The organism is Nonomuraea sp. NPDC049158, assembly GCF_040648335.1.
Classification (GTDB): Bacteria; Actinomycetota; Actinomycetes; order Streptosporangiales; family Streptosporangiaceae; genus Nonomuraea.
In genome coordinates this window covers 1-13,011 of the sequence record NZ_JBEZDM010000016.1, presented here as the reverse complement: position 1 = coordinate 13,011, position 13,011 = coordinate 1, and the positions used below count along the sequence as shown (strand labels likewise).

Here is a 13,011-nt window from a genome sequence, read left to right as displayed (position 1 = left end):
GTTTTTTCCTTCACTCTCGGGCTAATGACCTACCCCACGGAGGCTTGCGATGGTGCTTGCCCAGATCGCTCGCTGGACCGCCGCTCTCAGCATGGCGGCGGCCATGACCTTCGCAGCCGCCCCGTCCGCTGCCGCGGCCGCGTCGCCCGACTTCCGGCCGGGAGCGCCCGGTCTCGGTGACCCCTACTTCCCCCTGGAGGGAAACGGCGGGTACGACGCCCAGCACTACTCCCTCAACCTTGGCTACGACCCTGCCACCAAGGTGCTCAAGGGGACGGTGCACATGCTGGCTCGCGCCACCCAGGACCTGTCCCGCTTCGATCTGGACTTCCAGCAGCTCACCGTGAGATCGGTCACGGTCAACGGCCGCCCGGCCGCCTACGTGCGCGACGGCCAAGAGCTGATCGTCACCCCCAAGTCGGGCCTGCGGCTTCATAGCGTGTTCGACGTAGGCGTCACCTACGACGGCATCCCGCAGCCGCTCGGCGGCCCGATCGTGTTCGGCCTGCCGTACGGGTGGATCGCCACGGACGACGGCGTGCTCGTCGCCTGCGAGCCGAACGCGGCCAGCACCTGGTTCCCCTCCAACGACCACCCGAGCGACAAGGCGACCTACTCCATCTCGGTGACCGTCCCGAAGGGGCTCACCGCCGCGTCCAACGGCGTGCTGGCGGCGCAGGTCACTCACCATGACACGACGACCTTCCTGTGGAACGAGCTGCGCCCGATGGCGTCGTACCTGGTCACGGCCACGATCGGCCGGTTCGACGTGCAGCAGGGCAGGACGCCGGACGGGCTGCGCGAATGGGTCGCCACCGATCCGACCGTGCCTGGCACCGAGGTCGTCTTCCAGCAGACCGCCGACATCACCGACTACTGGAGCGAGCTGTTCGGGCGCTACCCGTTCGAGGAGACGGGCGCGATCGTGGACAACGTCCCCATCGTCGGCTTCTCGCTGGAGAATCAGACCAAGCCGCTGTACTCCGCCGTCCGCAGCGAGACCACGGTCGCGCACGAGCTGTCCCATCAGTGGTTCGGCGACAGCGTTTCGGTGCGGACCTGGCAGCACATCTGGCTCAACGAGGGCTTTGCCACCTTCGCCCAGCACTACTGGACCGAGCACACCGGCGGCGAGACCGTCCAGACGTGGTTCGACCGGCAGTACGCCACCAGGCCCGAGTCGTTCTGGCTGTCGAAGGTGGCCGACCCGCAGCGCGACACCATGTTCGACACGGCCGTCTACAACCGCGGCGGCATGACGCTCCAGGCGCTGCGCGTGAAGATCGGCGACGAATCCTTCTTCCGGCTGCTGCGGACGTGGGCGGCCGATCATCGCTACGGCCTGGCCGACACCGATGAGTTCATCACGCTCGCGGAGAAGATCTCCGGCCGGGACCTGACCGAGTTCTTCAACGTCTGGCTGTACACCCCGAGCAAGCCCGCGACGTGGTGACGACGTTCTGCTGAGCTGGGGGTTCGCGGGGCGATCAGGCCGCTCTGCGGCCCTGACGCGGGCGATGATGGTAGGTCCAGCGTCGGGCGGCCAGCCGACGGTGCCAGGACAACAAAGTGCCCGGCGCCACGATTCGATGGAGCCGAAGCCGCGTGGGCAGCGCCATGGCCGAAAGCCATGTCGAGCTCTAGGTCGCCTTGCCAGCGAGATGATCTTGCAGTTGGGCGTGGCGGAACTGGTAGAAGGGCCCCACGCTCCGCAGGACGCCCAGGTGGTGCAGATCGTGCAGGAAGGGCATCAAGCGGAACGGTAGCCGGCCCGATGGCCCAAGATGTACCAGGGCGATGGTGGACATCAGCCACATGTGCTGGCGTTTGGTCACCAGACCGAACGCCACGCCGAAGATGATGCCCATTCCCGCGTCCACGGCCGCGGACGGGTGAGGTTGCACGATGGACGCCTCGTTCATGAAATCGACGGCGAAGCCGACTATCGCCCCCAGGAGCAGTGCGTTCATCAATTGCAAGCCCACAAGATTTCGGTTGACCTGCCAGGTGGATTGCGGGGTGACGGCGGCGGTGAACGGGGGGAGCCGATTCTCGTCTGGCTCGGCGGGCTTCGTGTCCTGCCGCGAGACCCGCAGGCTCACCCAGCCGATGCCGAGCGCTGAGATCAAAGTGGCCACGCCCATCTTCCAGCCGTGCACCCACGTGCTGTAGCCCACCGCCGGCAGGCCGAGGCCGGCCGGCAGGATAAGGAAGATCATTGGTACGTCGGACAACAGGCCGCGGGTGAAGTCCCGCAGCCGTTGCCGTACGCGCAGCGGAGCGAAGTCGGGGGTACGGGCGGCCTGCACCGCGGACAGGCCGAAGCAGATGCCGAAGGCCAAGCCGAAGACCTGCCCATAGGACAGGATGGCGCTCAACGCGGCCGGGAGCGCGAACACCAGACCGCTCAACAAGCCGATCCAGGTACGGGTGAGCGCGCGCCGTGTCCGGGAGGCGGGCAGCGCCTGGTCGGTCAGCCGCCACCAGGCCAGGTCATGACCGCCGGATTCGGCCTGCAGGCGTGCCAGCCGCCCCGTCCATTCGGTGATGCTGTCCGGGTCCCATGTCGTGGGCCGGATTCTTCTGCGTGCGTTCAGCAGCGCACCGAGGAGATTGTCGAGCAGGTGGACGCGCAGGGCCCGCGCGTCGTCGGCGTACCGGGTCGCCAACAGAGCCGGGTCGGCGTCGCGCTGGTCGATGTAGACGGCCCGGACCAGCCATAGGCCCATGGCGGTGGAGGTGACATCGGCCAGGGCCGGCGCGGCGCCCTGCCTGAGGGCGCGCAGGACTGTGGTCCATGCTGAAGACGAAGAAAGCGGCGGCAAACAGTCGCTCAGGTAGTTCGCCACGATGCCGGGATGCAGCGCCTCGGGCGTGACGACGGCGGCGGCCTTGAGCGGGCGCCGTGCGGCGGTGACCGCCTTGCCGTACTCGGTGGTACGCGACGTGATGATCACCTGATCGCGTTCCATGAGCGTGTCGGACAGTTTCTCGATCACCTTGGCGCGAGCGTTCTCGGGCAGTTCGTCGAGGCCGTCGAGAATGGCCAGAATTGAGCCACGGGCAGCCAAAATGTCGGCGCCGTCCTGCCGGTTGCCCGGCGTACGCAAGGCGGCGTAGTCGGTACGCACGCGCTCGGCCACCCAGTCCTGAAACCGAGGGCAGGCTTTGATGTCCCAGTCGGCGACGGGCAGGAGCACCGGGACCGGCTCGTCGTCGGCACGCGTGCGGATCAGTTCCAGCATCAATTGGACGGCCAGAGTGGTCTTGCCTGTGCCCGCCCCTCCGGTGATGACCAGGCGGCGTCGGCGCAGCGTGCGGAAGGCGGCGGCGAGCGCGGCGATGTCGTCCGATCGGCCCGAGATCGCCGGCTCACGGTCGGCGATCAGATGCGGGTGATCCATGAGCCTGGTTCGGCGGGTCATGTGCCAGGAGACCGGGATGGGCGGATCGCCCAGGGCACGCGTCACCACCTCATCGCTCCAATGATCGTGGACCAGCTGGGCGAGCTCCCGCATGGTCTCGGTGACGGTCCCGGAGGCGGGGGCGAGCACGCGCGCGGCCCGTTCGGCGATCAGCCCGGCCACCACCGCCGCCACGATGGTGCCGGCGAGCCAAGGGCCGCTCCACACGCCGTCGTTGAGCACTTGGTTGGCGGCCACCGACACCACGACCGGGGCGAGCACCATGGACAGCCATAACAGCCGGGCCCGCCACCTCCGCTCGCCCACCATGGCGGCCATCATAGTGATCGCGACCTGTAGCCGGCGGCCTTCCATCGCGTAGCACCTTCCACTACGCGACGAGGACGAAAGCCTCGGTTCGCGGCGGCCGGCCGCCGCGGCTGGGCCGCCTTCAGTACGGTGACCGGCACGCTCTTCCTGGCAGCCTGGATCTCGCTCTTCGCGTCGCAGGGCTCACGGGTGGCCAATGTCGCCTTCGCCCTCGCCTTCGCGGTCGTCCTGGCATGGACATCGCTCCTGGCGGCGCAACGGCTGGCTACCGGCTGCTCGGAGTGAAGGCAAGGGTCAGGGCGCGAAGATGCGGGATCCCGTGTCGGTGGCTGCCGCCGAACCAGCATGTACGGTACGAAGCCGCCTCCCGTCTAGGCTGAATCTCGCACGTGACGGACAGGAGGCTGAGGTGGCCGAGACATCGCTGGGCCAGGTGATGGCCGAGCTGGCCGGGTTGGAGGACCCGAAGGCACGCGAGGTGAACGAGAGGCACGGTGACGATCACGGTGTGAACCTCGGCAAGCTGCGCGCGCTCGCCAAGCGGCTGAAGACGCAGCAGGAACTCGCGTGCCGGCTCTGGGAGACGGATGACACCGCGGCGAAACTGCTGGCGGTCCTGATCTGCCGCCCGAAAGCATTCGAGCGTGACGAACTGGACGGCATGCTGCGCAAGGCGCGCACACCCAAGGTGCACGACTGGCTCGTGAACTACGTGGTGAAGAAGAACCCGCACGCCGAAGAGCTGCGCCTGGCCTGGTTCGCCGATCCGGACCCGGTGGCCGCGAGCGCCGGCTGGGCGCTGACCGCCGAACGCGTGACGAAGCAACCCGAGGGACTCGACCTCGCGGGACTGCTCGATGTCATTGAGGCGGAGATGAAAGACGCTCCGGATCGCCTGCAGTGGGCGATGAACGACTGCCTGGCTCAGATCGGGATCGAGCACGCTGAGCACCGCGCTCGTGCAATCGACATCGGGGAGCGCCTGGAGGTGCTCAAGGACTACCCCACCTCCCCAGGCTGCACGTCTCCGTTCGCGCCCATCTGGATCAACGAGATGGTGCGCCGGCAGCACGACAAGTAGGGAGGGCTTGCACGCCTCGTTCACACGCAGCCCGCGTGGCCCGCTCGTGGGCTCTTCGTAACCGCTCGCGACCTACAAGATCGAGTGCGACCGCCAGCCCGGCGAGAAACTGGAGCAGCTTTCCCGACTCGGCCATTGAAGCGCGCGGCAGAGGCGCCCGGCCAGGGGCAGCGGATGTCGCGCTGTCCCTTGCCGGGTTTGCCCAGGTCAGAGGCGGGCCGCGGTCCAGCAGTCCGGGGCGCCGGCCGCCACGTGCCACTCGTCCCAGCCTGTCGGCACGTGGTAGTCGGTGCCCGTCACCGGGTACTCGTTGATGTACTTGCCGAGATAGCCGGTACGGTATCCGGCCTTTTCCAGGGAAGCGGCATACGTCCTGGGCTCGTGCGGCGCGAACGCCTTGTAGCCACCGCGGGTCAGCGCCCAGCATCGTGCCAGCCGCTGGTCGGTGCCGAGGTAGGCGAAGGACAGTCCGGGGTCCGCGGCGATTCCCAGCTCCGTCACGCGTAGCGCCTCGACCGGGTCGCCGGCCAGCGCCGCGATCCGTGCGGCGAAGGTGGCCCAGATCGTGCGTACGTACGGGTCGTCGCCGGCCGATCTCTCGAGCATGTCGAGCATCTCGCGCGCCGCGTCGAGGCCACCGTGCAGCGCGGTGACCTCCGCGAGCAACCCGACCATGATGAGCAGGAGGTCGTGGCGGACCGGATCCTCATCACGTCGCGCGAGATCGAGGACGACGGCCTTGGATCGGCTGAGGTACCGATACGCCTCCCCGATGTCGCCGAGGTGCCACTGGTAGATGCCCCAGGCCTGCAGACCGCTGGTCGACACGAACGGTTCGGCGGACGCCTCGCCCACCTCCAGCAACCGGCGCGCCTCGCGAAGGGGAAGCGGGCCAGGGGCCCGTGGCCCTGGTCTGCTCGGCTTGTCCCGGGTCGATGGCGGGCGGGATGATCAGGCTTCCACCTCGGCCATCTACGGCCATCCGGTCTACGCGGCGATCATCCCGGAGCCGGAGCGCCCCCGCCGGAGGCGGGCCCTTTACGCTGCTCCTGGTAGAACTCAGTCGACTACGGCGATGTCCGCGCGGCGCCCGCGCCGTGACCGGCCTCCAGGCCGCAGCGCGGCGTGGCGCATCACGGGCCTGGACCGCGTTGCCGTGCCGACCGGCGTCACGGTGAACATGGGCTCGCTGGACGCGAAAACGACCCCGGCGTGTTCGCGCCGGGGCCGCCCCTTCCAGGCCGTTGCACATGAGAGTGCACGACCTTCATACAACACTACAGCCGACCGAACCCGATTCCTCGTCAATCGAGTTGCCGATTCCAGGACGGCCGCAAAGGTGCCAGGAGTGGTGTCAATCGCGGGGCCGGCTTCCCCGCTACAGGTACTGCCCCGCCTCAGCGCTGTCTGTCTTCGACACCCGCACCAAAACCACGTTGGCCAGGTTGATGACCACGCCGTTCGTCTCGGTCTCCCGGTCGTACCTAGCGCGGGTCAAAACCAGGCTGCGCTGCTCGTCAAGAGCGCGAGCGATCACCTCGAGCGCTCCCTGCTCTCCGTCGAAATCTCTACTGATCATGGAGATATCTTCACCGCTTAGTGAGTGAAATCGAATGATCAGTACGCAGTTGTCAGGCACTGTTGGCCCCTTTCACCAGAACCGGATTCAGGCAGCGGCTCAAGCCTGGGCTCTGTGCGGTCCTGCGGGCGATCTCCCCAGTGGGACAATGCCCGTCCAAGGGGCCCTCCTGGCCGCGCGCAGGTCCGAGGCTCAGCCGTAGGGCTCGCGTCCCTCCCAGACCTCCGGTTCAAGCATCCGCCGTACGGCTGACCCTCGCAACTGCGCGTGGCCACGTTGGGCCAGTGGACAGGACATCGTGGCTCCGCTCGACCGACGCGGCGGCCGAGGTCCCGGCCCTCATCGCAGCCGTCGACCAGCGCCTCGGGGAGATGACCCTCCGAGTCGGGCTCCACGTGGACGCCTGGGACGACATCCCGCACCGGATCGCGGCTCCCGGCCGGGCGGTCAGGGTGGGATGGTTCCGATCCATGGACGGCCGACTGGTCACCCTGAGCCTCAAGGGAAAGCCGGAGGTGATACCGCCACAGGCCACGGCGGCGAGGGCCGCGTTCGCAGCGACCGGCGCGAGCATGAACGGCGGGTGCTCCAAGCCGCCGGTCGACATCGACGGGCAGATAGCCGGCGGTCAGCGGGGTATACCGGGGTTGATGGGGGGCAACTGGCGCCGGTGGGGGCGACCGGCCGCATAGGCACCAGGCGCAAGCGGCCAGGGCCGTGATGAGCGTGTCGGCCGTCACGGGTCGGCGCGGCGAGGGGGCGTCATGAATGGGAGTCCGGCCGGGTCGGAACACGAGTTCCTGACGGCACGGCGGTGTTGACGCCGATGGCGACCTACTCGTTCAGGTTGTACGTGGTAGGGCAGACACCGCGGTCGCTGGCCGCGGTGGCGAATCTGCGGGCCCTGTGTGACACCTATCTTCCCGGCTGCCATGAGATCGAGGTCATCGATGCCGCCGAACAACCGGATCTCGCGGAGGAGGAGCGGATTCTGGCCAGCCCAATCGTGATCAGGACCAAGCCGCTCCCACGTTTCCGGGTTATCGGAGATCTGTCCGATCAGGCTCGGGCTGCAGCTTTGCTCGGCCTTCCTGAGGTGGGCAGATCGTCCCCAGAAGGGCAGGCGCAATGATGGGCAGTGCCACGGTCGGGCGGACACCGACCGGTATCAATGGCTTCGACGACATCGCCATCGGGGGGCTTCCTGCCGGTCGGTCCACCCTCGTGGCCGGCACGACCGGCACCGGGAAGACGCTGTTCTGCCTGGAGTTCCTCGCCCGGGGCATCGCCGGTTTCGGTGACCCCGGCGTGTTCGTCGCCTTCGACGAGACACCTGAGAACCTCCGCCGCAACGTCGGCTCCCTGGGCTTCGACATCGCACGCTGGGAGGCCGAGGGAAAGTGGACGTTCGTCGACGCCTCGCCGGAGGCCGGTGAGCAGACGCCCACCGTGGGGACGTACGACCTGGGCGCGCTGATGGCCCGCGTCGATCGCGCCGTGCGTCAGATCGGCGCCAAACGTGTCTCCTTGGATTCGCTCGGCGCGGTCTTCATGCGTTTCGACGATCGGGAACTCATTCGCCGTGAGTTGTATCGGCTCGCCCGGGTCTTGGAGTCGCTCGAGGTCACATCGGTCCTGACCGCCGAACGCGACGCAGAATACAACCACATTACCCGGCAAGGCATAGAGGAGTTCGTATTCGATAACGTCATGATCATGCGGAACGTCATGCGGGACGAAAGACGACACCGGACGATCGAGATTGTCAAGTTCCGCGGCACCACTCACCGCACCGGGGAGTGGTTGTTCACCATCGACCCGAAAGACGGGCTGGTCATCATCCCGGTCGCGTTCCTCGTGCCACGTGACCGGGCATCGCAGGAGCGGGTCTCTACCGGGAACATCGAGCTGGACGCCATGGTGGGCGGTGGTGTCTTCCGGGACGCGGTCGTCCTGCTCATCGGGTCGTACGGCGGCGGAAAGACCCTGGCGGCTCTGCAGTTCGCCGATGCCGCGTTCCGGGCGGGCGAACGCTGCCTTTTCCATGCCTTCGACGAGACTCGCGGGCAACTCGGCCGCAACGCCGCTGGCTGGGGTCTGGACTTGGACGTCATGGAGGCGTCGGGACTGCTCCGAGTAACTGCCACGTACCCGGAAGTGGCCTCAGTGGAGGATCATTTCCTGCGTATCAGGAGGGACACCGCGGACTTTGCCCCGGCTCGGCTCATCATCGACGGTCTCTCCGCCCTTGAGCGGAGAGCGGCGCCGCGGACACTGCTGGATTTCGTCATCGCACTGGGCGGGGTCGTGCGGCAGCACGAGATCACGACCCTGTTCACCTCCGCACCGACCGGCGGGGGAACGTCGATGTTCACAGCGCCGATCATGGACGTCGCCAGCATCGCCGACGTGACGATCCTGCTGCCCTACATCGAAGGAGCGGGTGTGGTCCGGCGTGCCATCGCCGTCCTGCAGACGCGCGGGTCGGCACATGACCACACCATCCGGCAGGTCGCCATCGACGGTGCCGGTATGCACATCGGTGACCGCTATACCGAAGCCTTCCACATGCTCTCCGACGCCGTCGTACTGCCACGCCACCCGGAGTGGCCGACCGACCCAGACCGCGCAACGGCCGGGGACCAGGATGAGAGCTGATGGGTGAGCCCCGCGACAGCACGGAGAGGCCGAACGCCGAACCGATGCGCCTCTCCGATCCCGGGCGCGACGCCGGACGTATGGTCATGGCGGCGCTGGCGGACGGGATTGTCGGGGTCGACGAGGACGGTGTGATCCGGATCTGCAACCCCGCCGCCGAGGAACTGCTCGGCCGGCCCTCGGACGAACTCATCGGCACCCCGTTCGGTTACCCGGTCGTCAACGGCGAATCGACCGAGATCGACCTGATGCTGCCCGGCGGCCAGACGCGAGTGGTCGAGATGCGCGCCACCACCGCGACGGTGGCAGGACAACACCTGTACGTCGCCGCGTTGCGCGACGTCACTCTCCGGCGCGAGGCCGAACAGCAGCTCGAAGCAGAACTCGAACGCCACAGCAGGGTGATCGCCGTGGTCGCCCATGAAGTCCGCAACCCGCTGGCGGGGATCGGCCTGCTGGTGGACATGCTGCGTGAGCCCGAGGAGAGCTTTTCCGACGAGGAGCGTGCCGACGTCCTCGACCGCATCGCGGTTCGCACGGCGAATCTCCAGGCACTGGTCAAGAAGCTGCTCACCGTGGCGAAGATCGATGCGAACGCCGTGCGGGTCTCTGTGGAGCCGGTGCCGGTGCTGGAGGTGATCCTCGAACGGCTGGCCGAGTTCGCCGATCGGCCCAAGGACGTGTACGTGTCGTGCGATCCCCAAGTCCGGGCTCTGGTGGATCGTAGCGAGTTGTCAGAGATGTTGATCAACTATCTGGAGAACGCCTTCCGATACGGAGCCCCGCCGTTCGAGGTACGGGTAGCCGAGCAGCCCGACGGCGTGGAGATCCGGGTGTGCGACAACGGGCCCGGCGTGTCCGAAGAGTTCCGGCCGAGCCTGTTCGAGCGGTTCAGCCGTGAATCGCGCACCCAGCGGGAGACCGAGGGCTCGGGGCTGGGTCTGTGGATCGTCCAAAGCCTGGCCCAGGCCAACGGTGGCGACACCTACTTCGAACCAGGCGAACAAGGAGGCGCTTGCTTTTGCCTGCGTCTACCCCAGGCACCGCCGTTCTGAGCGTTCGCCTGTGGGTGCCAAGAACTCGGCCACCCTATGCAACCTGCGCGTATTCGTGGATCAGCCCACCAAGGCGGACACGTCGGATGACCTTGATATCGTCCTCGTTCCCGGCCCTCATGGAGCAGATCCTCACCGACGCCCGATATCCACTTACGGCATGCTCAGCTGCATGGATGGCGTTTTCGGCAGGCGCACAGCTCCCTGGCCGCGAGGAGTTCGATACGTCGGCCGCCCGTGTAATGCTGGTATCTGCGGGGAAAGCGGCTTGATCAAGTCTTGATGTGATAGCAGGCGAAACCCGGATCGGGCTGCCCGGCAGGGCTTCCGGCTTGGTGTTCTCTTGGCCTTCCTGTAGGTCTGGCCTGAAAAACGGGCCCCATCCAGGGGCCGGGATGCCCGATGATGTGCCGGAACCGTGCCGAAGATCAACCAGCGAGCAACCGACGGAGTATCTCGGTCTCCCCGCGAAGCCCCGAGAATCGAGAAATCGCAGGTCGGATGGGGTGTGGAGTTGCAGGGCGCCCGGGGCTCGAACCCGGAACCTACGGATTAAAAGATCCACTTCAGGCATGAGGCAGGTTGATGTATTGGGCGTCACAGAGCCTATGACTGCCATCCGCTCTCGTCCCCGTAGGGCACTGTCGCGAGGCCGTCCTTGACGGGCCACGAGGACATGCCATGAGCGATATTCTCCGTGCATGGGACGTGATGAACGTGGTGTGACTCCTCAGAATGAGGACTTCTCGGCCTGGTACAACGAGCTGGTTGCCAAGGCGCAGCTCGTTGACAGGGGACCCGCCAAGGGCACCATGGTCATCCGACCGTACGGCTACCGCCTGTGGGAGCTCATCCAGGAGGAACTTGATCGCCGGATCAAGGACACCGGTCATGAGAACGCTTACTTCCCTCTGCTGATCCCAGAGAGTTACCTCCGGCGAGAGGCCGATCACGTCGAGGGATTCTCGCCTGAGCTCGCCGTTGTCACTCACGCTGGCGGTAAGGAGCTCGAAGAGCCGCTGGTCGTTCGGCCCACCTCAGAGACGATCATCGGTGAGATGATGGCCAAGTGGGTCTCATCCCATCGAGACCTTCCGCTCCTGCTGAATCAGTGGGCCAACGTCGTGCGCTGGGAATTGCGGCCCCGCATGTTCCTGCGCACGACGGAATTCCTCTGGCAAGAGGGTCACACAGCACACGCCGACGAGGCGGACGCCATGCGCGAGACGATGCTGGCGCTCGATCTCTACACGGAGGTTGCGCGGGACATCGCGGCGATCCCGGTAATACCTGGCGAGAAGACACCTGGGGAGCGGTTCGCCGGCGCAGTGCGTACCTTCACCATCGAGGGCATGATGAGGGACGGCAAGGCGCTCCAAGCTGGAACCTCCCACTACATGGGCACGAATTTCGCCAAAGCCTTCGACATCCAGTACACCTCCGAAGCTGGTCGTCTCGAACTATGTCACACCACCTCATGGGGCATGTCGACGAGAATGATCGGCGGCGTCATCATGACCCACGGCGACGACAAGGGCCTGGTCCTCCCACCCAGACTTGCCCCCTATCAAGTGGTAATCGTGCCGATTGGACGTGGCGATCAGGGCGCGCAGACCTCGGCCGCGGCGCTGGAGCTTGCAGGGCGGCTTAAGGCGGCCGGTATACGTACCCATGTCGATGATCGCGCACAGCTTTCACCTGGTTTCCGGTTCAATGAATGGGAGCTGCGCGGCGCTCCTATCCGGCTGGAACTCGGTCCGCGTGATCTTGAGTCTGGCACTGTAGTGATGGCCAAGAGGCTTGGCGACGAAGGCAAACGAAGCATCTCGCTGTCTTCTGCACCGGAGCTCATTCCTGGCGTACTGGAGGAGTTCCAAGCCTTCCTTCTTCAGCGGGCTACCGAATACCGCGACAGTCACACCATGAGAGTGGACAGCTGGGACGCCTTCACGAAGGCCGTAGCATCGGGATGGGCGTTGGCGTTGCACTGCGGCAGACCCGCCTGTGAGGACGACATCAAGGCCAAGGTCGCAGCAACTCCGCGCTGTATTCCGCTCGACGGTACTCCGGAGACCGGATGGTGCGTGCATTGCGGTGAAGCATCCGCATATGGCAAGCGTGTCATTTTTGGGCGGGCTTACTGATCACGGTTACCACGATGCTCCGTGAGCCGGGGCTGAGGAACGAAGTCCCGGATCGTCGATCGGCCCCCAGGCATGTACGGCGTCCAGCCATGCAGTGGCGATCGTAGGGCTGCATCTGTGCGGCGGCGCGGCAACCCCGGTCGGGGCGTTCGGTTGGTACGGCGCGCCGCGCCGCCGCTTGATGTGGCCAACCACCAGAGGAACGGAACCCGTTGGTCCGTGGCGCTCGCTCTCGGCCTTCGGCAATGTGAGGCGTTGGGCCTGCGCTGGAAGTACGTGGACCTCAAGCGAGGCATCATCCGCGTCTTCTGGCAGATCAAGCACCAGCGCTACCGCCATGGCTGCAAGGACCCGCACACCTGCGGCGGACGACTTCACCGCTACCCGTGCCCCAAGGACTGCCCCACGACCAAGCGCACCTCCGGCCGTAAGCACGTGTGCAACAAGGAAGGAATGGGACGAATGGAAGGAACTCCTCCGCTTGGCCGAAGTCGAGAAAGACGCCCGTGTCCACGACGCCCGTCACACCGCCGCGACGCTCCTCATCGAACAAGGCGTGGACATCAGCGTCGTTCAGGAAATCCTCGGCCACTCACAACTGACCACGACCAAGCGCTACACCCACATCACAGCGACGCTCTCCACCGAGGCAGCCGCTCGCATGGGGGCTCTTCGATCTTGAGGGGGAAGGGCGTCGGCGTGGCCTGACACGCGAGAGCTCGTGACCCCGTAACACTGGCTGTTGATCAAGGACAGTTAG

12 protein-coding genes are annotated in these 13,011 nt (G+C 66.3%); 9 read left to right on the top strand and 3 right to left on the bottom strand.

What is annotated here, in order from left to right:
* Positions 1–49 precede the first annotated feature (49 nt).
* Positions 50–1,453 (top strand): M1 family metallopeptidase, encoded by a 1,404-nt coding sequence (locus AB0B61_RS30705; protein ID WP_358439029.1) that lies wholly within the window; start codon positions 50–52, stop codon positions 1,451–1,453.
* A gap of 187 nt (positions 1,454–1,640) precedes the next feature.
* On the opposite strand, the gene AB0B61_RS30700 is transcribed toward AB0B61_RS30705, so the two are convergent.
* Positions 1,641–3,779, bottom strand: a complete 2,139-nt coding sequence (locus AB0B61_RS30700) for an NACHT domain-containing protein (RefSeq protein ID WP_358439027.1) — start codon at positions 3,777–3,779, stop codon at positions 1,641–1,643.
* 84 nt (positions 3,780–3,863) lie between these two features.
* On the opposite strand from AB0B61_RS30700, the gene AB0B61_RS30695 reads away from it, so the two are divergent.
* Both AB0B61_RS30695 and AB0B61_RS30690 read left to right on the top strand, forming a co-directional pair.
* Positions 3,864–4,019 carry a hypothetical protein gene (locus tag AB0B61_RS30695; protein ID WP_358439024.1) on the top strand — a complete coding sequence of 52 codons (156 nt, stop codon included), beginning with the start codon at positions 3,864–3,866 and terminating at the stop codon, positions 4,017–4,019.
* 151 nt (positions 4,020–4,170) lie between these two features.
* Positions 4,171–4,815, top strand: coding sequence for a DNA alkylation repair protein (locus AB0B61_RS30690; protein WP_358439021.1), 645 nt, complete (start codon positions 4,171–4,173; stop codon positions 4,813–4,815).
* A 207-nt stretch (positions 4,816–5,022) separates the two neighbouring features.
* On the opposite strand, the gene AB0B61_RS30685 is transcribed toward AB0B61_RS30690, so the two are convergent.
* Together AB0B61_RS30685 and AB0B61_RS30680 are read right to left on the bottom strand one after the other, a co-directional pair.
* On the bottom strand, positions 5,023–5,679 hold the full coding sequence (locus AB0B61_RS30685) for a hypothetical protein (protein ID WP_358439018.1): 657 nt from the start codon (positions 5,677–5,679) through the stop codon (positions 5,023–5,025).
* Between the two features lie 514 nt (positions 5,680–6,193).
* A complete protein-coding gene (locus AB0B61_RS30680) occupies positions 6,194–6,394 on the bottom strand; it encodes a hypothetical protein (RefSeq protein ID WP_357653769.1) in 201 nt (66 codons plus the stop codon).
* Positions 6,395–6,534: 140 nt separating this feature from the next.
* Here AB0B61_RS30680 and AB0B61_RS30675 point away from each other — a divergent pair, with 140 nt between their 5' ends.
* From AB0B61_RS30675 to AB0B61_RS30650, 6 genes are all read left to right on the top strand, one after another.
* On the top strand, positions 6,535–7,086 hold the full coding sequence (locus AB0B61_RS30675; RefSeq protein WP_358439015.1) for a DUF5994 family protein: 552 nt from the start codon (positions 6,535–6,537) through the stop codon (positions 7,084–7,086).
* Positions 7,087–7,220: 134 nt separating this feature from the next.
* The gene (locus AB0B61_RS30670; RefSeq protein WP_358439012.1) at positions 7,221–7,526 is read left to right on the top strand and encodes a circadian clock KaiB family protein; all 306 of its coding nucleotides are present in this window, start codon (positions 7,221–7,223) and stop codon (positions 7,524–7,526) included.
* Positions 7,523–9,052, top strand: a complete 1,530-nt coding sequence (gene kaiC / locus AB0B61_RS30665; protein WP_358439009.1) for a circadian clock protein KaiC — start codon at positions 7,523–7,525, stop codon at positions 9,050–9,052. The genes AB0B61_RS30670 and kaiC overlap by 4 nt, the downstream gene beginning before the upstream one ends.
* Positions 9,052–10,107 (top strand): ATP-binding protein, encoded by a 1,056-nt coding sequence (locus tag AB0B61_RS30660; protein WP_358439006.1) that lies wholly within the window; start codon positions 9,052–9,054, stop codon positions 10,105–10,107. Before kaiC ends, AB0B61_RS30660 begins: the two co-directional genes overlap by 1 nt.
* Positions 10,108–10,808: 701 nt before the next feature.
* Positions 10,809–12,251: a proline--tRNA ligase gene (proS, locus tag AB0B61_RS30655; protein ID WP_358439003.1), complete on the top strand. Its 1,443-nt coding sequence runs from the start codon at positions 10,809–10,811 to the stop codon at positions 12,249–12,251.
* A 181-nt stretch (positions 12,252–12,432) separates the two neighbouring features.
* Positions 12,433–12,933, top strand: coding sequence for a tyrosine-type recombinase/integrase (locus tag AB0B61_RS30650; protein WP_358439552.1), 501 nt, complete (start codon positions 12,433–12,435; stop codon positions 12,931–12,933).
* Positions 12,934–13,011 lie beyond the last annotated feature (78 nt).